A 21,965-nucleotide genomic window follows, 5' to 3' on the forward strand; every position below is an offset into this window, starting at 1 on the left:
TTCACCTAAGCAACCCCTCTCTTAAAAAAGAGAGGGGGCAAATTAATCCATGAATTTTCCATCTCAATTGCCTGAACAGCTCAGTTTGTGGGAGCCGCCGATATCAGCGGATCTGCCACGGCTGGTTGCCGGTGTGGATGAGGTGGGGCGCGGCTGCTTATTCGGGCCGGTGGTGGGGGCGGCGGTGATCATACCGGCCCAGATTGAAGCGGATCTCGTTGCGGCTGGGGTTAAAGATAGTAAGCAACTGGGCAGTGTTCAACGATGCCGGCTCGCCCAGCTAATTCGGGAAGTGGCGATTGATTGCAAAATTGGTATCGCTTCTGTGGCTGAAATTGACCGGCTCAATATTTTGCAGGCGTCTCTGCTGGCAATGAAGCGGGCAATTGTTAAACTGAAGGTGCAGCCGGAACTTTGCTTAATTGATGGAAATCAGCGCATTCCAGGCTTGCCGGTGCCTCAACAGACGATGGTGCGGGGAGACAGCCTCTCTGTATCTATCGCTGCTGCCAGTATTGTTGCCAAGGTCTGGCGCGACGAGCTAATCGTGCGGTTAGCTGCTAAATATCCTGCCTACGACTTGACAAGTAATAAGGGATATGGTACGAAAAAGCATTTGCTAGCGCTGCAATGTTATGGGGCAACCCGCCTACACCGGCTTTCTTTTAGTCCTTGTGGTGCCCGTGATGAAACTGAGAATTTTTAGTACATTATTAGCGCTCATCACCCTTAGTGCAGTCACACCGGCTCTCGCTCAATTTCGTCCAGATCGTCCAGACTTTTACGAGGATGGACAGCGGCAGCTAGAAAGAGAAATTCAAAGGCTGAACCAAAAACCGCCAGCCGATGTCTTGACTGTGGATGGTGAACAATCACAATGGCAGGAATTTACCTCAAAAGAAGGAAACTTTTCCGTCTTGATGCCGGGGGTTCCCGCTGAAGAGACAGAAGTTTTAGAAACGGCTGCTGGAAACCTTGAGTTAAAAGGCTTTAGTTCGACTCAATCGGCTGCAAGGTTTGTTGTGGCCTATTCAGATTATCCCCTGACGGCTCAGGTAGGCAATTCTGAAGTTGTTTTAGCCAATGTGCGCGATCAAATTTTAGAGCGTGTTGGGGCGCGGTTGGTGAGCGAACGCCCGATCTCTCTAAATGCTGAACCAGGGAGAGAGGTGAAACTCGAAAGCGAGGGTGAACCGATGATTTTCAGGTTGTTCTTGGTGGGACGGCGTTTGTATATTTTGGGAGCCGGTCAAAACAACCAAGCAAGTGGAGCTGAGGATGTTGCTAAGTTTCTAGATTCGTTTGTGCTGCTGCAAAAACCGGCTTCTGGGCGTTAATCTCAGCTTGCTTGTGAGAGATGAGGTGTCAGATAATCTGTTGGTTGGGTGAGAGTCCCGTTCCCAGATCGCTCACCGGCACCCCTGTTTCTTCGGACGCCCAGTGCCGGTAGTCTAACAGCAGTTGGTGCATCAATCTCTGCTTTACGGTTAGCAGCACACTTTTCAGCAGGGCGTTGCCGGTTGCTTCTAGGATAGCTTGTGGCGTAAACCAAAAAGGCGGTGGCAGTTCCACCTTCACTTCTAAGTCTGCTTTGCCTTTGAGGTAAGTTACGCCATTGATTTCGACGGGATAAAGCTTGCCAATGAGGTTGAGTCCAAAACGCTGATTGATATATTCAACGCCCCGGATTTCAGAGCGCACGGATTTTAAATGAATTGAGCCATCTGCATCCGCCCATACTTTCATGTCTACTGTCGGTTGAATGCTCAGCATCATAAAGCTCAACGGTCGCATTTTTAGGCGAAACTGATCGTGGCTCAGCTGCTCCATACGGCTGGGGTCTACTAGAGCGTAGACGAGACGTTTGGGCTGGCGCAAATAGTGCTGAATGGGCACAGGCTGCTCTGGAACAGCGATTTCTACGGATTGTGAGGCAACAAACCGGGTATTCATGAGCGGCAAGTAAAAAGTAATAAATCTGTACCTATGTTAATTAATTTTATGATTGTTTACGATCTTTAAAATAATTAAAAACCGAGTTGGGAGAAAAAAATCAAAAAAATCTTACTATATAAGTATTTTTGGGGAATTTTACCCACTCACGCTGGCAAACAATCTCTGATAAAAGTAATAAAAATATTTGAGATATAAAATTTGATAGTAAACAGCGCACTGAACTCCATGACCGTATCTGTCGCCCATTTAGGCCCACCCGGCACTTATGCAGAGGCAGCCGCCCTTGCTTATGTCAATCAAGTCAAGCAAGAAACTGGCTGCGAATGTTTGTTATGTCCTTATCCGAGTATCGCTCAAACGCTGCGGGCGGTGGCGCAAGGGGAGGCGCAGTTGGCAGTGGTGCCGGTGGAAAATTCGATAGAAGGCAGTGTGGTAGTTACGCTCGATACGCTGTGGCAGTTGGATTCGCTACGAATTCAGCGGGCGATCGTGTTGCCGATTTCCCACGCTTTGCTATCGACGGCTCAAGCTTTAGAGGAGATTCAAACGGTTTACTCTCACCCCCAGGCGTTGGCGCAGTGTCAGGGATGGTTGGAAAAGTTTCTGCCAAATGTGCAGCCGGTTCCGACGAATTCCACAACGGAAGCGTTGCAGTTTCTTGAACAAGAACCCTCTGCGGCGGCGATTGCTTCTTTACGGGCGGCTGAACTTTATAAGCTGCCGGTGTTGGCACATCCGCTGAATGATTATCCCGATAACTGCACGCGATTTTGGGTGCTGGCTAGGGGCGAAGATAGCCAAATTTCTAGCAACTTAGCGTCACAAATGTCTGCCGGCACATCGCATACATCCCTCGCTTTTAGCCTTCCTGCCAACGTTCCAGGGGCGTTACTTAAACCTTTGCAAGTATTCGATCTGCTCAGCATTAATATGAGCCGCATTGAATCTCGCCCTACGAAACGTTCTTTAGGAGAGTATCTTTTCTTTATTGATTTGGAAGGCGATATCAATCAAGCCCCTGTAAAATCAGCGCTACAACTATTAACACTTCACACGGAAACTTTAAAAGTTTTAGGCAGCTACAGTGTGCTGTCATTGCAGCCTCCATCAGTTGTTTTGGCAAATCAAGTATGAACGTTGTGGGGCAACAGCCATCTTCTGGAAAACTGTTGGGTTATTCTACAGTTATCCGTAAAACTACGCAGGTTTTTTTGAGATGGATGCTGATCTATTCCTGAAGCGATATGCAGCCGGAGAGCGTGATTTTCATGAAACAAACTTAAGAGAGGCTTCCCTCCAAGGGGCATTCTTGAGTCATATTTGCCTGGTGTGTGCCAATTTGAAAGAGGTTAACCTGGCTGAAGCTGACCTAAGTTGGGCCAATTTAATCGGGGCTGATCTCAAGTATGCCTGTCTGGCTATCGCTAACCTCAATTGGGCCAACCTGAGTCGGGCAGAGCTATCTTGGGCGAGGTTAACCGGCACAGATTTAATCGGGGCTGATCTGACAGAAGCCAATTTGAGTGATGCGAAACTCATTGCTGCCAATTTGCGAGGGGCAAACTTGCCAGGGGCTAACCTTCAAGAGGCAAATATGATAGGAGCTTGCTTAGACAGGGCGGATCTGAGTCGAGCTAACTTATGCGAGGCAAAACTGCGTGGAGCAAGTCTTCAAGCTGCCAACTTGAGAGGGGCAACTTTAACTGAAGCAAATCTTGAGGGGACTGATTTAAGAGGGGCTGACTTGCGCGAATGCAATCTCACTGGGGCTTTTTTATGTGCTGCCAATTTGGAGGGTGCGAAGCTTGATGGCGCAATTTTAAGTGGGTCTATTCAGTTTTGTGTCAGACAAGTTTAACTTAAGATCACACGTTTGCAAAAGAACAATTCAGGAAGCTGTCTAATGTTTTAGCCGGCAACTTTTCTGTGGCTGAAGTCTGGGCTAGATGTGGCTCAACATTTTTTCCCGTGATTTTGAGTTTTAGTTTTTGTAAAGTTTCTAGCTAGTTTTTAAAGGGGTAAATTTTTGTTGAATTTGCGATTATTTAGTGATAATATAATTAAATAATGAGGTGGTTAAAAATATTTAATTTGATAACAGATTTCTATTATAAAAATAACTATAGCGCAAATTTAGGGAAATCGTTCAGTTTTTTTACTTTTTTGCCGGCGCTATCTTAACAAAGGATTTTTAACCGCAGATAAACGTAGATGTAGGATAACCGGATGTTAAGCCAATTTTATCTAAGAAAGGTTTGATTAAGAAAAAACCGCTCAGGGTGCCTGAGCGGTATCTGTTATGGTGTGAGGAGCTTTTAATGCTATCCAAGAATAGTTTATGGAACTGATGTATCAATCTTGTGTCAAGCAGATGACAAAGATGTGTTATTTCACCGGCACCTGACACAAAGTCACTGGAATAACTGTAGCTGCCGGCCTTTTTAAAGGTGTTTGATTATATGTGCTGCTATGAAACAAAAAATTATAAGGCTTAATTATCTTTTTTTATTAAATTTATAGGGCAGCACATTTTCCCATGATAATAATTTAAGCAGAAATGAAGCTTTTGTCAAGCATTTATTAGGAAAAATAGGTATATTTTTCGTTAAAAAATCGTAAATTTAGCAACCCCGACAACTAAAAGTATTAAAATTAAATGCACAGGAAATGTTTAAAAATTTTAAGGAATAATTACCTAAATTTTGACATTGTTTGCCGGAATAAACCGGCCTGCGTTCTGGGTGTTACCGCTAGGTAGCCGGTTTTAAGAAACTCTTGAACAGCTTGATTAGTCTGGAATTAAACAAGCAAGACAGGCTTAATCGCGTCCCACAGGCTCAAAAGGAAATTTTATGTATCCATCTTCCCAAGGTGTCCCCGGCTTGCCCGATCTTACCCATCCCAATGAACTCATAGAATTTGGCTCTAAGCTGATCAGTGTGTCCCAACAATTTGCCCTGCTTGTGGCAGTCTTGGGAATTGCCCTGGCTTTACTCAGCTTTTCTCTGCGCCGAACGAAGTTAGAACAAAACCACTGGGTGGGAAAATGGATAGATCGCTATGACTTATTGTTGCAAAAGTTACCGCATGGGCTTTTAGTGCTGACGCTGGTAGTAGGGGGTTTCTTTCTATCTTCAACCTTGGCAAATCGCTACCATCACTGGGAACAAGCACGGGTGGCTACAGTTGCGGCGAGTGTTGCCGGTGATCGCTTAGAACAAGCTGCACCACAAGTGCGCTATGTGATTCAAGAACCTTACACCTATGACACTCAATTAGAGGGCAAGATTGTCAGCGTTCAGAAGACGCGAGATATTAACCGTTTCTTGACGGTTGCCGGCTCGCAAATTGACGTAAAAATTGACCAAATCAAGGATGTTCAAGATTCGCGGGCGGTGTATCGCGTAAATCTTCAAGCTGATTACAAAGTTGTTAACCCGTTAAAGGAAGCGGAAGACTTTTTCTTTGAAATTAGCCCGCCAAACGGTTACTTGCTGCTGCAAAACTTTAAAGTAGACCAAGACGGGACTCGGTTAGTGCCGGTGAATCCGGGAGATTATGGTTTTCCGTTTCGCTTAGAAGCGGGGCAACAAAGCAACTTTCGCGTGACTTATCAAGCTCAAGGGGGGCCGCGCTGGGTTTATGATGCTACGGGCCAACTGTTGTCTAACTTTCGTCTGACGGCGCTGGCTAACTTTCCAAATGCTGATTTTGCCAGTGGTATTGTCCCCACGCAGCGAAAAGAGGAGGGAGGGGGAACTCGCTTCACTTGGGTGTTTGATGATAATGTGTCGGTTCGCAATCCGTTTGGTTTATTTACTTCCACCGGCCCGATTCGCAACACCGGCATTCTTCCCCGGCTGCTATTACTGGCACCGGCACTATTTCTCTGGTGGATTTTGATGCTTTACTTGTCGCTGCCTCTAAACCTGCGAGATGTGGCAATTGCCGGCGCTATCTTTTTTGCTTGCCTGCTGAGTTTAACTTACCTAAGCCGGGTTATAGATGTTCAGCTGGCTTGGGCGGCGCTTTCGCCGGTGATGCTCATTCTAGTTTGGGGCTTGGGGTCAAATCTGCGGGCTTCCTTGGCTGCGGTAATCGCCACGATTGCCGGCGGTATCGTGCCGATTTTGGGATTAATCATACCTTATAGTGGACTCACCCTCAGCTTGGCCGGCCTTCTGTGTGTGGTATGGCTTGCAGTCCGCCACTGGTACGGATGGTATCGAATCGAGCAAGATACTAAGCGCTAAAGGCTGAAGTGTGAAGTGTGAGGTTGAAAATTCTCCCGCTTCATCCTTCACCCTTCGGTTTACTGCAAGGTATCTTTGAGAACAGTTCGGGCTGCTAGGTGATTGCGGGTCGAGGTGAGAATTTCGGCTTCGCGTTCCAGTCTAGCAGCGGTATCTTGCATTTCTAAGAGCGCCTGCTGCTCAGATGCTACGCCGTAAAGGTTGCTAGCGACCCAGTAGGATAGTTCGGTCGGTAGGCTTGGGATGTCTTCAGGAAGTTCAATTCTTTGATCCATCAATTTAGCGGACAGACGAACAACATCCCGCAGCAGTTGTTCTACTTCTGTTGCTAAGGTTCTGATATCCTTTGTTGGTGGCCGGTCTTCGATCCATTCGACCAAGCCGACGCGATAAGGCTTTTCTCGCACATACTCCAGCACCCGAAATCGCTGCTGTCCTAGTGTCCAGACTTTCATCCGATCATCAGGGAGGCGCTGAAATTGCAGGATTTCGGCGCAGCAACCGATAGCGGCGGGTTGACCTTGAACTGGGTCCCACATCAGAACGCCAAAGCGACGATCGCTCTCCAGGATCGTGTTCATCATGATCCGGTAGCGAAATTCAAAGATGTGCAGTGGCAGGGGCCGGCCTGGAAATAGAACAACTTCAGGCAGCGGAAATAGGGGAAGTTCTCGAACAGCGATCGACGATGCGGATGCCATTGTCCTTCAGTAATTGCGCTTTTTCTTATCCTACTTTAGCCGATCTATTCGCTCGATTTCCAACAATGAAACCCTTTAGAAGCGATTCTAAAGGGCGAAAGGGCGGTAAATAGCCACTCAAAGCGAAAACAAGCTCATTAATTGTGAATGTTTTTAGAGCTTGACTTCAATATCTACGCCGGCAGGCAAGTCAAGTTTCATCAGCGCATCAATCGTTTTAGACGATGGTTGGTGAATGTCGATAATGCGCCGGTGGGTACGGGTTTCAAAATGCTCCCGCGAATCTTTATCAACGTGAGGAGAACGCAGCAGACAGTAGATTCTGCGGCGGGTCGGTAATGGGATGGGGCCTACGGCTGTGGCGTTGGTGCGATTTGCGGTATCGACAATCTTTTCGCAAGAGGTGTCTAGCAAGCGGCGATCGTAGGCTTTGAGGCGAATGCGAATTTTCTGTTGCTGTAGAGTGGCCATTTTTTTGTTTTCTAGGTTCTGTTTGTCAGTTATCAGCAGTTAGACAGCGGTCTCGGATGCCATCCGTTGCGATTAGCCAATGAATCAAGCAGAGACAGCAAAGGAGCAGAAAAGCATCTTGACATTTTGTTGCTTTTCTGCTCTTGCTGCGTCAGCTCGTTGTCTTACTTGAGGATTTTAGCGACGACGCCGGCACCCACGGTGCGGCCACCTTCGCGAATAGCGAAGCGCATCCCTTGTTCAATGGCGATCGGGTTAATCAACTCAACCGTCATTTTGATGCGGTCTCCCGGCATCACCATTTCGGCGGCACTGCCATCATCAGCGGTAAATTCACTGATGGTGCCGGTGACGTCCGTGGTACGAACGTAGAACTGAGGGCGGTAACCTGGGAAGAAAGGCGTGTGCCGGCCTCCTTCTTCCTTCTTCAGGATATACACCTCAGATTCAAACCGGGTGTGAGGGGTGATTGAACCGGGTTTGGACAGAACCATACCCCGCTCAACGTCTTTCTTCTGAATACCCCGCAAGAGAACCCCGACGTTATCGCCGGCAATTCCCTCATCCAACACCTTCTGGAACATTTCCACGCCGGTTACCGTGGTGCTGCGGGTATCTCTGATCCCAACCAGCTCAACGGTTTCCCCGGCTTTAACCTTACCGCGCTCAATCCGGCCCGTGGCCACCGTACCCCGACCAGTAATCGTGAATACGTCTTCCACAGCCATCAGGAACGGCTTGTCAATATCCCGTTCTGGTGTCGGAATATAGGAGTCCACGTTATCCATCAATTCGTAGATTTTATCAACCCATTCATTGGTGCCCCGCTTAGTAGTGGGAGTGGCCACCATCGCTTCCAGTGCTAGCAGCGCTGAGCCGGCCACAATCGGAATATCGTCACCGGGGAAATCATAGGAGCTCAGCAGTTCGCGCACTTCCAATTCCACCAGTTCCAGCAATTCATCGTCATCTACCATGTCTTTCTTGTTCAAGAAGACGACGAGGTTAGGAACGCCCACCTGCTTAGCCAACAGGATGTGCTCACGGGTCTGCGGCATGGGTCCATCTGCTGCTGAGACGACCAGGATGCCACCATCCATCTGAGCCGCTCCCGTGATCATGTTTTTGACATAGTCAGCGTGACCGGGGCAGTCAACGTGAGCGTAGTGACGCTCTTCGGTTTGATATTCAACGTGAGCGGTGTTGATGGTGATCCCCCGCGCTTTTTCTTCAGGCGCAGCGTCGATTTCATCATATTTCTTCGCTTTTGCCTGACCCAGCGCGGCTAGGGTCATTGTGATTGCGGCAGTTAGGGTCGTTTTGCCGTGGTCAACGTGACCAATCGTGCCGATATTGACGTGGGGTTTATTCCTTTCAAACTTTGCGCGTGCCATGAATGATGTGTTCCTTTGTCAGTTGTTCAGTTGTCAGCTGTCAGCTGCCAGCTGTCAGTTGTGAGAAACAACTGACAGCTGAGCGCTGACTACCGAGCGATTATTATTTCCCTTTGCTCTTAGCGATGAGCGGTTCAGCCACGTTGCGAGGCACCTCTTCGTAGTGGCTAAACTCCATCGAGAATATACCCCGGCCCTGGGTTTTAGACCGGATTACGGTGGCATAGCCAAACATTTCTGCCAATGGAATCTTAGCAGTAACTTTGGCAATTCCCTGTTCAGTTCCCTGGCCTTCTATCTGGCCTCGTCGGGAGTTGAGGTCGCCAATAACGTTCCCGATAAAATCTTCAGGAACTTCAACCTCTACTTTCATCATAGGCTCTAGTAGCACAGGTGTGGCCTTCATCACAGCTTCTTTAATCGCCATCGAGCCGGCGATTTTGAATGCCATTTCTGAAGAGTCTACATCGTGATAAGAGCCATCTACCATCGTGGCTTTCAAGTCGATCACCGGATAGCCGGCCAAGATGCCTGATTCGCAAGCTTCTTTCATGCCTTGTTCTGCTGGGCCGACGTACTCTTTAGGCACAGCGCCGCCAACAATTTTCGAGACAAATTCAAAGCCTGTTCCCGGTTCAGTCGGTTCTAACTCAATGACCACATGGCCATACTGACCTTTACCCCCACTCTGGCGGATAAACTTCCCTTCAGCGCGGACGGCTTTACGAATGGTTTCCCGGTAGGCTACTTGTGGGGCACCCACGTTGGCTTCTACCTTAAACTCTCGCAACATCCGATCCACCAGAATTTCCAGGTGAAGTTCACCCATGCCGGCAATCACAGTTTGATTGGTTTCGGCATCGACGCTAACCCGGAAGGTGGGGTCTTCTTCTGAAAGCGATTGGAGGGCTTTGGATAGCTTCTCCATATCCTGCTTGGTTTTGGGTTCGACCGCAACCGAGATCACAGGTTCTGGAATGAACAGCGACTCTAGGATGATCTGGGAGGGTTCCTCGCAGATTGTATCCCCGGTAAACGTCTCCTTCAAACCCAAGGCTGCGCCTAAGTCGCCGGCACGCAGTTCATCGACTTCAATTCGATCATCAGCTTTCAGAACGATTAGGCGAGACACCCGTTCTTTCTTACCCTTGGTCGAGTTGTAGACGTAACTGCCTTTCTTGAGCACTCCAGAATAGACGCGAACAAAGGTCAAGCGTCCATAGGGGTCTGCCATAATCTTAAAGGCCAATGCAGCCAGTGGGGCTTCGTCATTAGCAGTGCGGACAGATATTTCCCCATCTGGCAGGGTTCCCTGAATTGGGGGCACATCAATTGGTGCCGGCAGGTAATCAACCACCGCGTCTAACAACAGCTGGACGCCTTTATTTTTAAACGCGGAGCCACATAACATTGGGACAATTGTCCCATCGATGGTGCCTTGACGCAGGGCTTTGCGAATTTCCTCTTCGGTTAATTCTTCGCCTTCGAGGTACTTCTCCATCAAAGCATCATCCGTCTCAGCAACGGCTTCAACCAGTTTGATCCGGAACTCATCAGCCTGAGCGCGAACGTCTTCTGGGATATCAGTTTCTTCAATATCGGTGCCGATGTCATTGGTATAGATCCGGGCTTTCATCCGCACCAAGTCAATAATTCCCCGGAAATCATTTTCACTTCCAATCGGGATTTGAATCGGTACAGCGTTTGTCCGCATCCTGTCAAGGATCTGGTTATAAACTTTGAAGAAGTTTGCACCTGTGCGATCCATTTTGTTAACAAAGACAATTCGAGGCACTTTATAGCGATCTGCCTGACGCCACACTGTCTCGGATTGAGGTTGGACGCCTCCGACTGAGCAGAACACCGCGATAACTCCATCCAATACCCGCATGGAACGTTCTACTTCAATGGTGAAGTCTACGTGGCCTGGAGTATCGATAATGTTGATCTGATGATCTTTCCAACTGGTGGTGATGGCAGCAGCAGTAATTGTAATGCCGCGCTCCCGCTCTTGCTCCATCCAGTCAGTGACGGCGGTTCCTTCGTGAACCTCGCCCATTTTATGAACCACACCGGAATAGAACAGAATTCGCTCTGTTGTTGTTGTCTTGCCTGCATCAATATGAGCTGCAATGCCTATGTTGCGTACTCTTTCGAGCGGGATCGTCCGTGCCACAGCTACCTCCTTAATCTCTGCCGCAGATATTTTCACTAGCGCTGTATCGAGATTCTGTGTTACGAAGTTTGAGAGAAGCAGTGAGTTGCTCTCAAAATGCCTAGATATTGGTTAAATCCTTCTAACCTTTATCACAGCCCACACTAGAACCTTTAGCCCATTGCTCCAAGCGATGGGCGTATTTTGGGGAAGATTCCACACTTAATGTTGCCGCCAAAGGTGGCGACTGGGTGGTTACCGAGTTCCTTGTTATTATATTTTAATATTTTTCATTAAGTTTTGTTCCCCTATCGCCACCAATTGCGGGAACTTTGGAACTCGTACTTTCTTAGTACCGATAGTGTGCGAATGCCTTGTTGGCTTCAGCCATCCGGTGAGTTTCTTCCCGCTTGCGAATTGCGTTCCCCGTCTCGTTTGCAGCATCCATCAGCTCATTTGCTAGCTTGTTTGCCATTGTACGACCGGCTCTACTTCTAGCAAATTGGATCAGCCAGCGAAGTGCTAAGGCTATTCCTCGATCTGAACGGACTTCCATTGGGACTTGGTAGGTTGCACCGCCAACCCGGCGAGCTTTGACTTCTACAAGCGGGGTGGCATTGCGAACCGCTCTTTCAAACGTTTCTAGGGGATCGCCGCCGGTGCGTTCCTGAATGGTTTTAAAGGCATCATAGATAATGCTAGTGGCAACAGATTTTTTGCCACTTTTCATAATCCGCCGCACCATCATACTTACCAAGCGGCTGTTATAAACTGAATCGGGAGGAACGGGACGTTTTTGAACAACAGTACGACGCGACATAGTCAGTTTTTAGCGAGACAATTTAGGTCATTTTGGCATTTGCACACCTAAGCCAGGGGGAGTTACTTCAACTTACCCGCTGCCGAGATGAAATTTGGAGGAAAATTTTGAGCTATGCAGCTCATTCCTTGAGCATTGACTTCCCGCGTGCCCCACGGGAGGGTCTAAATTGATGAGTGCTTCAAAGCGCTTGCCTCGGTCGGCAGGCTTTAAGCGCGAGCCAAAGTTCGGCCACCAATGGCTTAGCAAATTATCGTCGGTCTTTTTAGTCGGTTTGAGAGGATGTTCCCACTTAATTGTTAGCGGGATGCAGCCTCTGCTCTATTTGCTGGCTGCTGCTTTAGGACGCTTAGCGCCATACTTAGAGCGACCTTGCCGACGATCTTTGACTCCAGCGGTATCTAAAGTTCCACGGATAATGTGATATCTCACACCGGGTAAATCTTTTACCCGTCCCCCTCTAATCATCACGACAGAGTGCTCTTGCAGGTTGTGGCCAATACCTGGAATATAAGCGGTCACTTCAAATCCAGAAGTGAGGCGAACCCGCGCCACCTTACGCAGCGCTGAGTTGGGTTTTTTCGGGGTAGTGGTGTAAACTCTTGTGCAAACGCCACGACGCTGAGGGCAACTCTTCAAAGCCGGGGATTTAGTTTTCTTGTTGGCTTTCTGGCGTTCGTCACGAATGAGTTGCTGAATAGTGGGCATGAGTAAGGCGTGTGCAGCTCTATTGCTGTTCCAAGTTTTAACAAAAGCTGATTATATCGATTTTAAGCGTTTTATGTCAATTAAAGCGCTGGATAAATTTATGAGTTTTAGAGAAAAACGCCCCCACGTCAGGGGTTGCCAGGAAGCGGAACCGGCGAAAACAGTGCTCAGTAGGAGAGTGGGAGAAGGGGTGAGGGAAAGAAAAATGTTTGAAAATAAAAATTAAGAAAACTGCCGGCGTCTTTAGCTAGTAGAAGCCGGCACAGAGAAAGAGTGGCCACAACTACAGCCTTGTAGCGCATTGGGGTTGTGGAAGCGAAACCCCCCACCCATGAGATCCTCGGAATAATCTAAAGTGACCCCGTTGAGGTAATTCAAGCTCTCAGCATTAACCAGCACTTGAATTCCCTCACAGGCATAGACGTGATCGCCCTCGCCGGCATTTTTGTCAAACTCCATCGTATAAGACAGGCCGGCACACCCACCAGGTTGAACTCCCAGGCGAAAGAACACCTGAGAGTTTGGCTGTTTAGACTTTAGACGATTGACTTCGCGGACAGCAGCTTTGCTCAGATGAATCATGCAGAAATTCCGAACCCGACTTCTGAGCTTATATTACTTCGCGCCGGCCCGTGCATAATCATCTTGGTAGCGGACAATATCATCCTCTCCCAAGTACTCCCCATTTTGTACCTCAATCAAAACCAACGGAATCACACCAGGATTTTCCAGCCGGTGCGACGTACACTGCGGCACATAAGTCGATTGATTCGTAAAAATAAGTTGATCTTCATCCCCGCAAGTCACCTTCGCCGTCCCGCAAACCACAATCCAATGCTCACTCCGGTGATGGTGCATTTGCAGGCTTAGGCGGTGACCGGGCTTGACTTCAATGCGCTTAATTTTATATCCCCGCCCTTCTTCCAGAACAGTAAACGATCCCCAAGGGCGCAATTCCGTAGCGGCAACTGCATTCGTAGCGGCAACTGCTGACAGCGTAGAAACTTGAGACATTTCTTTAACTTGAACCATGATTTTCTCTCCTTAAGAGCTGCTTCCGAATTAGGCTAACTGAGTGAAAGGACAGTTGGGGGCGAAGCGCTGAATTTTGAAGCACTCCATAACTTCTACTTGGCCGAAAAATCCCCAGGCTAGAGTTTTTCTCAATACCGCAACATCTGTGAGGCAGACCCTCAAAAAATGGTTAGCAAAACTCAAAATCCCTGAACAGAACTCATCTGCCTCAATCTGAGAATATGCCAATTAGGGGGGCTGAAATCAACCATAGCAATTTCAGCTTGGGGGCTGACACCACAAACCGGCAAATTCAGCCAATCTACATCAAGTCTTTACGTCGGCAACCGATGCTTTAAATAAGCTTTAACCGCAGTAAAGCAGACAGCCAGATCCATAAAAATCTCCCAATCCCCTAATTTAGCAAGCTAGAAACTGATCAGCGAGGGCGATCAAGGAAGACACCCAAACCATTGTGAACCCGTGCAGCCGTACGCGCAGGCCGGTCGAGGAGTTGACCTCCTAGATAAAGACCTGTAGAACTGCCACCATCGAGATTCAGGGCTTCAACAGCCCCTAGCTGCCGCATCAGTTGAGCCAACTCGGCCAAAGTAGAACCGGCACCCCCAGCGCGGTTGTGAACCGCCGCTATTAGTAGTGTGCCCGTCGCAGTCGTGCCAATCGCACTTCGAGACGCAGTTTGTTGAATAAAGGCATCACTGAAACCTTCCGCCTTAGCATCCAGAACAATTTGGCCATTTTGCATTAAAAGTGGGCCAGCGCCGATGATGTGGGGATAATCGCTAAAGTCAGCCGGCGCGGTGACGCTTTCGATAGCCACAGAGGTGCCGGTGGCGAGGGCGTCAGTTGCCGCCTTCCGAAGCACCAGCAAATAACCATTGCGGGGGATGGGAAAAGCAGTTTTGCCCACTTCCCCAGCCGGCTGCTGGCCTGTAACCCGGTTATTCTCGACCGTAACAATCGTTTCCCCGTCACTTAGGGCAGTGTAAGTCAATCCCCATTCAGGTGAGTAGCGGGAAATCCCTTGTTGGACAAAAGCGCTGTTGAGATAAAGCACCGGCAGGCTTACTCCCGCAGCGGCGATTAACGTTTCCTTCAGCGCCAGCCGGCCCATTTTAACGCTGCCGCTATCATTCCACGCCATCGCCCCCCGGTTAAGAATTGGACTGGATAACCATTGATTATCCCGGCGGAGCGCACCCAAGGGCATCGTATTATTGCGGTTGAAAAAGCCCCCATTAATCGCCGCTGAAGCTTGCCAGCGATTTGCCGTGGCGATTAGGGGGGCAGTACCCACTTGAGTGGCCGGTTCGCTCCAAATCGGTTTCAGACTCAATCCCGATTGGCGGAGATCGATTTCCAGCCAAACCACCGGAAAGCGATCTTGACCCAACGTCAGGTACTGCTGATGCCAGCGCACCCCTGGTGCCCAAAGAATATCTTTTTCCACCAGAGAGTCCGGTTGAATGTCAATCTGTAAGCGATTCGTGTTGGGTGAGGTGACAACCAGAGGACGCCAACCCGGAGGAACTAGCAGCCGCACAGTTGTTTGATTCGCAGCCGTTTCAACTTTCAACCGGCGGGCTTTTGGCGGGATCACCGGCTTGTCTTTGGCGTCTGGCAGTTGGTAGCCCGGATAGGCAATCTCCCCCGGTTCCAGGGCGTTTAAGCGCTGCACCAGAGCCGGATCGATTTGGCCATCTACAGTAATCACCCATTCATCCAGCTTGGGGGGTTTCGGTTTTTGCACTTCAGGCGTTTCCCCCTGCGGCTTGGATGTATCATCGGCGGCTTCTTGCTGGCGGTTGTTGCCGGCACCTTCAGCCGGCGGTGTTTGTGGTTTCGGAGTGTTGGGCGGTTTAACTGGAGCCGGTTCTGGCGGTGTTAAGGTGGCGGAAAAATTCGCTTGCCAGGGGGTCGGGCGATCTAGCTCAATCACAATGCTGCGCGGCAGGCTGACAACTGCTTCTTTTTCCCCCCAATTTTGCATCGTCGCTTCAATTGCCTGGACTGTTGCCGCCGGAGAAGAAATCGAGAGCGTGTTTCCAATCACCTGCATCTGCCAGCCGGCTGCTTGGGCGAAATCGCTCATGTCCAAATAGCGGTATGAACCGGCAAGTTGAGGAGTCAAAGGTGCGAGTTGAGAGAACCACCGCACCGGCTGCTGTGTCAGATCGCCGGTGCTTAACAGCTCCACCCCTAACAGTTGGGTAACTCCCGCATCACTGATGCCGGTGCGAATGGCACCCTCAGCCGCCTGCTGCCACTGACTCCAAGCTGCCGGCCAAGTTCGACCGTTTAAGGAAATTTGAGTGCCTTGCCGCAGCATGGGTTGCGTAGCGAACGCTTGAACGGATGTCAGAGAAGGCACCTGCTGCACGTCAGAGTCCAAGCCTTCCCAAACTTCCTGGTTGATGGCTTGAGCTTGAGCGCTGCCTGGGTGAGTAGTTGTGAAGCACAGAGCCGTAAAAACAACAAGGGGAGTGAAGGCAATAAGTTTCAAAAAAGCAGGCATAAGCTCAATCATGAAACGAGAGGACATTTATGGAAAGGCGCATCTTTCTTAAAGGCCGGATTCTAATGAAGTTCTCAAACGACCGACTGGCAAGGATTTCACAATTCAAAATTCGCATAACTAAACGCTAAAATGGGATGAGTTACAACCAATTGCCGCCCCTTAAACGTAAACATTGACAAGCAGGCTGAGCAGGCGTAACAAGAGAAACCCTGACAAGAAAATATAAGGGCCAGATAGACTTGCTTCGCCCAGAAGAAGTGCTTACACCGGCACATCAAATTCAGCCGGATCTAAAAATATAAAGTCATTGCTGAGCGCGGTTTTCTGGTAGGAACGCTAAAACTTGGCTTCCTCCTCGCTAAACTCAGCACTTTTGAAAGTCACCCCTATCAAGAAACCATGACTTGTCGCCAATGGCTAGCTGCATTTCTTCCAGCGCGATTCGCCAAGGAACAGCCTAGCTAATTCTAGTGCCGGCAAGGATTCAGCCTTTGTGCTAAAACAGGATAAAATTGCAAAAACTTGCTTAAAGCTTGCCAGATATGGTGGAACCCAGGTTGGTTTTTTTGTTTATCCTAGATATGAGCCTCTTCGGTGGCTAAAGCATAATCACCGATGCGCTACGTCTGGCAAGACGGCAAAGTGGTAGATATAGGGATTGCTAGAATACAGGATTTTCTGTAAGATTTTTCTGCCGTCCTGCTAGGATACCGTTTTGGGGAATCAGAGCCAGGAGCGCGTTTCTTGATCTGTCGGTCAAACTCCAAGCAAACCGGATACCTCGATCGATTGGCGATCGTTATGCGATGTTTCGAGTTTAACCGCTGCCCGCCTAATTCTAGTTTTTAAGGGAAAGTTTTGTAAGGCTGAGACTTAAGATCGAGGCAGAAAAGAGCCATCTATCAATTGAGAGGGGATGGCAAGGTAAGGTTTAAATCGAAAGGGATGAAGCTATGTCGTTAGCGATTATACGGCGAGCCATGTCAGTAGAGATGATCCTTAGCGCCTCTTTAACGATCAAAGACTAGGATACTTGCCAAGCCATAAGAATTTTTACTTACTAACTTTCTGGCAAATAAAGGAATTCCCCTCCTTTATAACCGGCACTAGGGCGGCACGCCCCGCAAAATTAATCCGTAAAACCCATCTACGAATATCAGACAAGGAAAAGAATGATCCATCCCATGAACAATTCGAGCGTGAATCACAACGGCACACAAAATCAGGGAAATCAAGACGAAGATAAAAGCCTTTTCGGGCAGCGCTGGCTAGTAGAGGAACGAGATGCCTGTGGTGTCGGCTTCATTGCCAACTTAAAAGGGCAAGCGAGCCATGAAATTGTGGCCAACGCCTTGTCCGCGCTCACCTGTTTGGAACACCGGGGAGCCTGTAGCGCCGATCAAGATTCAGGGGATGGGGCGGGTGTGATGACAGCAATCCCCTGGGAACTGCTTGATGGGTGGATGAGCGAGGGGGATATTCAACGCGATCCGGGCGCAGAAACCGCAGTGGGGATGGTTTTTCTGCCCCAAGATGCAGCCCAGGCAAAAGCTTGCCGCGAAGTTGTCGAAAAAGTTTTAGTTGAAGAAGGACTGACGCTGCTCGGCTGGCGCACAGTGCCGGTGCGCCCAGAGATCCTGGGGATGCAAGCGCGGGAAAACCAACCGCAAATCGAACAAGTGATTGTTCAGTCTAAGCAGTGGCGCGGAGATGAACTCGAACGCCGGCTCTATCTTGCCCGCCGCTCATTTGGCAAAACCCTGCACAGCATGGAAACCGGCAAATGGGGAGACGATTTTTATGTGTGCTCCTTCTCTTGCCGCACCATTGTTTATAAAGGCATGGTGCGCTCAGCCGTGCTGGGAGAATTTTATCTCGATTTACAAAACCCAGCCTACAAGAGCGTTTTTGCGGTCTATCACCGGCGCTTCAGCACCAATACGATGCCCCGTTGGCCCCTAGCACAGCCGATGCGTCTGTTAGGCCACAACGGCGAAATTAACACGCTGCTGGGCAACATTAACTGGATGATGGCGCGGGAAGGCAGCTTGTCCCATCCGTTTTGGGACGGTCGGATTGAGGATCTCAAACCGTTGGTGAAGCCAGATAACAGCGACTCCGCCACGCTGGATAACGTGATGGAACTGTTAGTGCGCTCAGGACGCAGTCCTCAAGAAGCGCTGATGATCATGGTGCCAGAAGCGTACAAAAATCAGCCGGCTTTGGATGAGTATCCAGAAATTGTAGATTTCTACGAATATTACAGCGGCCTGCAAGAGCCGTGGGATGGCCCTGCCTTATTGGTATTCAGTGATGGCAAGCTGGTGGGAGCCACCCTTGATCGCAATGGACTCAGACCGGCTCGTTACGCCCTCACTCGCGACGGTATGGTGATTGTGGCATCAGAAGCCGGTGTGGTGGAGTTGCCCGAAGCAGACATTGTGGAAAAAGGCCGATTGGGTCCTGGGCAAATGATTGCCGTTGACCTCGAAGCCGGGGAAATTATCAAAAACTGGGAGATTAAACAGCGCATTGCCAAAACCCAGCCTTATGGACAGTGGCTGCGGCAACACCGGCGCGAATTATCACTGCAACCGTTCCCCGAAGCCGCCCAAATGGAAATCGGTGACGTGCTGCGCTATCAAACCGCCTTTGGCTACACCGCTGAAGACGTAGAGATGGTGATCGAAGAAATGGCGGTCAGTGGCAAGGAACCCACGTTCTGCATGGGAGATGACATTCCCTTAGCTGTACTCTCAGAACGCCCTCACTTGCTCTACGACTACTTCAAACAGCGCTTCGCTCAAGTTACCAACCCTCCCATTGACCCTCTGCGGGAAGGGATGGTGATGTCTTTAAGTATGCAGCTCGGTGAGCGGGGAAATATCCTGGAAGCCAAGCCAGAATATGCCAACCGGCTCAAGATTTCCACGCCGGTGATCAATGAGGCAGAATTAGAGTCAATTCGCACATCGGGTTTGGAATCAGCAACCTTATCCACTTTATTTGAGATTGCTGCCGGCCCTCAAGGACTCGCTGAAGCCGTCAGCCGGCTGCGGGAAGAAGCGGCAGAAGCGGTACGTGCTGGGAAAAAGATTCTAATTCTCAGTGATCGCGCCCAAAAAATTACAGATGAGCTGAGCTACATTCCCCCTCTGTTAGCCGTGGGTGCCGTCCACCACCACTTGATTCGTCAAGGGTTGCGGATGAAAACCTCTTTAATTGTCGATACCGCGCAATGCTGGAGTACCCACCACTTTGCCTGCCTAATTGGCTATGGCGCGAGTTCTGTGTGCCCCTACTTAGCCTGGGAAAGTGTGCGGCAGTGGGTGTTCAATCCCAGAACTCAAAATCTGATGGAACGGGGCAAGATTGCTTCGGTGAGCGTGGACAAAGCTCAGGAGAACTATCGCAAGGCAATAGAAGGTGGCTTGCTGAAAATTCTCTCGAAAATGGGCATTTCCCTGCTTTCCAGCTACCAAGGGGCGCAAATTTTTGAAGCGATCGGAATTGGGTCAGATTTAATTGGGTTGGGCTTCACCGGCACTACATCCCGCATCGGAGGGCTGTCTGTCAGCGAACTGGCTCAGGAAGTCTTGGCATTCCACAGCAAGGCTTTCCCAGAACTGAATATCAAGAAGCTAGAAAACTATGGCTTTGTTCAATACCGGCCCGGTGGCGAGTATCACATGAACAGCCCGGAAATGGCCAAGGCGCTGCACAAGGCGGTGGAAAATAAGGCGCACGACCACTATGAGCTGTATCAAAAATCTCTGCAAGGACGCCCGGTAACTGCCTTGCGGGATTTGCTGGATTTCAATGCTGATCGCCCCTCAATTCCGATTGAGGAAGTTGAGCCGGTGGAAAACATTATGACGCGCTTCTGCACCGGCGGGATGTCCTTGGGGGCGCTGTCCCCGGAGGCTCATGAGGTGCTGGCCATTGCCATGAATCGCATCAGCGGTAAATCTAACTCCGGTGAAGGTGGGGAAGATCCGGTGCGGTTTAAGGTGCTTGATGATGTGGATGAAACAGGGCATTCTCCGTTGATGCCGCACCTCAAAGGCTTGCGGAATGGCGATACGGCATCGTCTGCAATCAAACAGGTAGCATCGGGCCGGTTTGGGGTGACGCCTGAGTATTTGATGAATGCCAAGCAGATTGAAATTAAGATGGCTCAGGGTGCGAAACCCGGTGAAGGTGGCCAATTGCCTGGGAAGAAGGTTAGCCCCTATATTGCCATGTTGCGCCGGTCAAAGCCGGGAGTGACGCTAATTTCGCCGCCGCCTCACCATGATATTTATTCGATTGAGGATTTATCCCAGTTGATTTTTGACCTGCACCAGATTAATCCCAAGGCTGGGGTTTCGGTGAAGTTGGTGGCGGAAATTGGCATCGGGACGGTGGCTGCCGGTGTGGCGAAGGCAAATGCGGATATTATCCAAATTTCTGGCCACGATGGCGGCACCGGCGCGTCTCCCCTGAGTTCGATTAAGCACGCCGGTTCGCCTTGGGAATTGGGACTGACGGAAGTGCATCGGGTGCTGATGGACAACCAGTTGCGGGATCGCGTTCTCCTGCGGGTTGATGGCGGCTTCAAAACCGGCTGGGATGTGCTGATGGGCGCTTTGATGGGTGGCGAAGAGTATGGTTTTGGTTCGATTGCCATGATTGCGGAAGGCTGCATTATGGCCCGGATCTGCCATACCAATACCTGCCCGGTTGGGGTGGCGACTCAGCAAGAAAAGCTGCGCCAGCGCTTCACCGGCATCCCCGAACACGTTGTTAATTTCTTTTACTTTGTGGCAGAGGAAGTGCGTTCTTTGCTGGCGCGGTTAGGCTACCGATCTCTCAATGAGATTATCGGGCGTGCGGATCTGCTGAAGGTAAAGGAAGGCGTGCAACTGACGAAAACCAAGTCTCTGAATTTAGATTGTCTGCTCAAGTTACCGGATAGCCGAGAAAATCGCGATTGGTTGCACCATGAGCCGGTTCACAGCAACGGGCCGGTTTTGGATGATGAGTTGTTAGCTGACTCGGAAATTCAAGGGGCGATCCAAAGTCAGGGCAGCGTGACGAAAACTTACCGACTGGTGAATACAGACCGAACCGTAGGGGCACGGCTGTCGGGTGCGATTGCTCAAAAGTACGGCAACACCGGCTTTGAGGGTCAAATTACACTCAATTTCACCGGAAGTGCCGGCCAAAGTTTTGGGGCGTTCAACCTTCCGGGCATGACGCTGATCCTAGAGGGTGAAGCGAATGATTATGTGGGTAAAGGGTTGCACGGGGGCGAGATTATTATTAAGCCGCCGGCTGAGGCTACCTATGATCCAGCACAAAATGTGATTATTGGCAATACTTGCTTATATGGTGCAACCGGCGGCTTTTTGTTTGCCAATGGCCAAGCCGGTGAGCGGTTTGCGGTGCGGAACTCAATGGCGAAGGCTGTGATTGAGGGTGCCGGTGATCACTGCGCTGAATACATGACCGGCGGTGCAATCGTTGTCCTCGGCAGGGTTGGCCGCAATGTGGGTGCCGGCATGACGGGTGGGATGGGCTACTTCTTAGATGAAGATGGTAGTTTCCCGCAAAAAGTCAATTACGAAATTGTTAAGATTCAGCGGATCTGCACGGCTGCCGGTGAGCAGCAGCTTAAGGAGTTGATTGAGCTGCACGCAGATCGCACTGGCAGCCAAAAGGCGAAGACGATCTTGGAAAATTGGTCTGAGTACCTGCCGAAGTTCTATCAGGTTGTGCCGCCTTCTGAGGCTGACAGTCCTGAAGCAAGTGCTGAAGCCCCGACTGAAAAGGTTCCAGTAAAAGCATAGTTTGGTTATCCATTCAGTAGAGAATGGAACAAAAGAATGAAGAAGGGGCGACAAAAATCGCCTCTTTTTTTTGGTTGTATGGCAACACTTTGGAACAAGAGAACCTGATGGCTTGAGGAATCT

At 49.7% G+C, this 21,965-nt stretch carries 17 protein-coding genes; 7 read left to right on the top strand and 10 right to left on the bottom strand.

Going from position 1 to position 21,965, the window contains the following annotated elements; all coding sequences use genetic code 11:
• Nucleotides 1-49 precede the first annotated feature (49 nt).
• Nucleotides 50-706 (top strand): ribonuclease HII, encoded by a 657-nt coding sequence (locus H6F73_RS11970; RefSeq protein WP_190758972.1) that lies wholly within the window; start codon nt 50-52, stop codon nt 704-706.
• The gene (locus H6F73_RS11975) at nt 636-1,337 is read left to right on the top strand and encodes a hypothetical protein (RefSeq protein ID WP_190758973.1); all 702 of its coding nucleotides are present in this window, start codon (nt 636-638) and stop codon (nt 1,335-1,337) included. Before H6F73_RS11970 ends, H6F73_RS11975 begins: the two co-directional genes overlap by 71 nt.
• Nucleotides 1,338-1,365: 28 nt before the next feature.
• On the opposite strand, the gene H6F73_RS11980 is transcribed toward H6F73_RS11975, so the two are convergent.
• Nucleotides 1,366-1,953 carry a DUF1997 domain-containing protein gene (locus H6F73_RS11980; RefSeq protein WP_190758974.1) on the bottom strand — a complete coding sequence of 196 codons (588 nt, stop codon included), beginning with the start codon at nt 1,951-1,953 and terminating at the stop codon, nt 1,366-1,368.
• A gap of 228 nt (nt 1,954-2,181) precedes the next feature.
• Between H6F73_RS11980 and pheA the strand changes: the two genes are divergently transcribed.
• From pheA to H6F73_RS11995, 3 genes are all read left to right on the top strand, one after another.
• The gene (pheA, locus tag H6F73_RS11985; RefSeq protein WP_190758975.1) at nt 2,182-3,090 is read left to right on the top strand and encodes a prephenate dehydratase; all 909 of its coding nucleotides are present in this window, start codon (nt 2,182-2,184) and stop codon (nt 3,088-3,090) included.
• 82 nt (nt 3,091-3,172) lie between these two features.
• The gene (locus tag H6F73_RS11990; RefSeq protein ID WP_190758976.1) at nt 3,173-3,814 is read left to right on the top strand and encodes a pentapeptide repeat-containing protein; all 642 of its coding nucleotides are present in this window, start codon (nt 3,173-3,175) and stop codon (nt 3,812-3,814) included.
• Nucleotides 3,815-4,808: 994 nt separating this feature from the next.
• On the top strand, nt 4,809-6,209 hold the full coding sequence (locus H6F73_RS11995; RefSeq protein WP_190758977.1) for a hypothetical protein: 1,401 nt from the start codon (nt 4,809-4,811) through the stop codon (nt 6,207-6,209).
• A 59-nt stretch (nt 6,210-6,268) separates the two neighbouring features.
• Here the strand turns inward: H6F73_RS11995 and H6F73_RS12000 are convergent, their stop codons facing one another.
• The 6 genes from H6F73_RS12000 to rpsL all read right to left on the bottom strand — a co-directional run bounded on the left by H6F73_RS12000 (nt 6,269) and on the right by rpsL (nt 12,458).
• Entirely contained in the window at nt 6,269-6,910 is a 642-nt protein-coding gene (locus tag H6F73_RS12000; RefSeq protein WP_190758978.1) for an LON peptidase substrate-binding domain-containing protein, read from the bottom strand.
• 153 nt (nt 6,911-7,063) lie between these two features.
• On the bottom strand, nt 7,064-7,381 hold the full coding sequence (rpsJ, locus tag H6F73_RS12005) for a 30S ribosomal protein S10 (RefSeq protein WP_190668083.1): 318 nt from the start codon (nt 7,379-7,381) through the stop codon (nt 7,064-7,066).
• A gap of 164 nt (nt 7,382-7,545) precedes the next feature.
• Nucleotides 7,546-8,775, bottom strand: coding sequence for an elongation factor Tu (tuf, locus tag H6F73_RS12010; RefSeq protein WP_190758979.1), 1,230 nt, complete (start codon nt 8,773-8,775; stop codon nt 7,546-7,548).
• Nucleotides 8,776-8,878: 103 nt separating this feature from the next.
• Nucleotides 8,879-10,951, bottom strand: a complete 2,073-nt coding sequence (gene fusA / locus H6F73_RS12015) for an elongation factor G (RefSeq protein ID WP_190758980.1) — start codon at nt 10,949-10,951, stop codon at nt 8,879-8,881.
• A 328-nt stretch (nt 10,952-11,279) separates the two neighbouring features.
• Nucleotides 11,280-11,750: a 30S ribosomal protein S7 gene (gene rpsG / locus H6F73_RS12020; RefSeq protein ID WP_190668094.1), complete on the bottom strand. Its 471-nt coding sequence runs from the start codon at nt 11,748-11,750 to the stop codon at nt 11,280-11,282.
• A 321-nt stretch (nt 11,751-12,071) separates the two neighbouring features.
• Nucleotides 12,072-12,458: a 30S ribosomal protein S12 gene (rpsL, locus tag H6F73_RS12025; RefSeq protein ID WP_190758981.1), complete on the bottom strand. Its 387-nt coding sequence runs from the start codon at nt 12,456-12,458 to the stop codon at nt 12,072-12,074.
• On the opposite strand from rpsL, the gene H6F73_RS12030 reads away from it, so the two are divergent.
• Nucleotides 12,451-12,684 (top strand): hypothetical protein, encoded by a 234-nt coding sequence (locus H6F73_RS12030; RefSeq protein WP_190758982.1) that lies wholly within the window; start codon nt 12,451-12,453, stop codon nt 12,682-12,684. The genes rpsL and H6F73_RS12030 overlap by 8 nt on opposite strands.
• A gap of 17 nt (nt 12,685-12,701) precedes the next feature.
• Here the strand turns inward: H6F73_RS12030 and H6F73_RS12035 are convergent, their stop codons facing one another.
• From H6F73_RS12035 to H6F73_RS12045, 3 genes are all read right to left on the bottom strand, one after another.
• Complete coding sequence (locus H6F73_RS12035; protein ID WP_190758983.1) at nt 12,702-13,040, bottom strand: iron-sulfur cluster assembly accessory protein; 339 nt, start codon at nt 13,038-13,040, stop codon at nt 12,702-12,704.
• Nucleotides 13,041-13,073: 33 nt separating this feature from the next.
• A complete protein-coding gene (locus H6F73_RS12040; RefSeq protein WP_190758984.1) occupies nt 13,074-13,490 on the bottom strand; it encodes a phosphomannose isomerase type II C-terminal cupin domain in 417 nt (138 codons plus the stop codon).
• 421 nt (nt 13,491-13,911) lie between these two features.
• Nucleotides 13,912-16,008: a phosphodiester glycosidase family protein gene (locus H6F73_RS12045; protein ID WP_242072423.1), complete on the bottom strand. Its 2,097-nt coding sequence runs from the start codon at nt 16,006-16,008 to the stop codon at nt 13,912-13,914.
• Nucleotides 16,009-17,195: 1,187 nt separating this feature from the next.
• Here H6F73_RS12045 and H6F73_RS12050 point away from each other — a divergent pair.
• Nucleotides 17,196-21,842, top strand: a complete 4,647-nt coding sequence (locus H6F73_RS12050) for a glutamate synthase-related protein (RefSeq protein WP_190758986.1) — start codon at nt 17,196-17,198, stop codon at nt 21,840-21,842.
• Nucleotides 21,843-21,965: the final 123 nt, after the last annotated feature.

It is taken from the genome of Microcoleus sp. FACHB-68 (genome assembly GCF_014695715.1).
In the GTDB taxonomy this organism is placed as follows: domain Bacteria; phylum Cyanobacteriota; class Cyanobacteriia; order Cyanobacteriales; family Oscillatoriaceae; genus FACHB-68.

Coding starts and splice junctions, on each gene's coding strand:
- H6F73_RS12000 (WP_190758978.1), bottom strand. CDS start 6,910: ATGGCATCCGCATCGTCGATCGCTGTTCGAGAACTTCCCCTATTTCCG.
- pheA (WP_190758975.1), top strand. CDS start 2,182: ATGACCGTATCTGTCGCCCATTTAGGCCCACCCGGCACTTATGCAGAG.
- H6F73_RS12040 (WP_190758984.1), bottom strand. CDS start 13,490: ATGGTTCAAGTTAAAGAAATGTCTCAAGTTTCTACGCTGTCAGCAGTT.
- H6F73_RS11975 (WP_190758973.1), top strand. CDS start 636: ATGGGGCAACCCGCCTACACCGGCTTTCTTTTAGTCCTTGTGGTGCCC.
- H6F73_RS11995 (WP_190758977.1), top strand. CDS start 4,809: ATGTATCCATCTTCCCAAGGTGTCCCCGGCTTGCCCGATCTTACCCAT.
- tuf (WP_190758979.1), bottom strand. CDS start 8,775: ATGGCACGCGCAAAGTTTGAAAGGAATAAACCCCACGTCAATATCGGC.
- rpsJ (WP_190668083.1), bottom strand. CDS start 7,381: ATGGCCACTCTACAGCAACAGAAAATTCGCATTCGCCTCAAAGCCTAC.
- H6F73_RS11980 (WP_190758974.1), bottom strand. CDS start 1,953: ATGAATACCCGGTTTGTTGCCTCACAATCCGTAGAAATCGCTGTTCCA.
- H6F73_RS11970 (WP_190758972.1), top strand. CDS start 50: ATGAATTTTCCATCTCAATTGCCTGAACAGCTCAGTTTGTGGGAGCCG.
- rpsL (WP_190758981.1), bottom strand. CDS start 12,458: ATGCCCACTATTCAGCAACTCATTCGTGACGAACGCCAGAAAGCCAAC.
- rpsG (WP_190668094.1), bottom strand. CDS start 11,750: ATGTCGCGTCGTACTGTTGTTCAAAAACGTCCCGTTCCTCCCGATTCA.
- H6F73_RS12045 (WP_242072423.1), bottom strand. CDS start 16,008: ATGCCTGCTTTTTTGAAACTTATTGCCTTCACTCCCCTTGTTGTTTTT.
- H6F73_RS11990 (WP_190758976.1), top strand. CDS start 3,173: ATGGATGCTGATCTATTCCTGAAGCGATATGCAGCCGGAGAGCGTGAT.
- H6F73_RS12050 (WP_190758986.1), top strand. CDS start 17,196: ATGAACAATTCGAGCGTGAATCACAACGGCACACAAAATCAGGGAAAT.
- H6F73_RS12035 (WP_190758983.1), bottom strand. CDS start 13,040: ATGATTCATCTGAGCAAAGCTGCTGTCCGCGAAGTCAATCGTCTAAAG.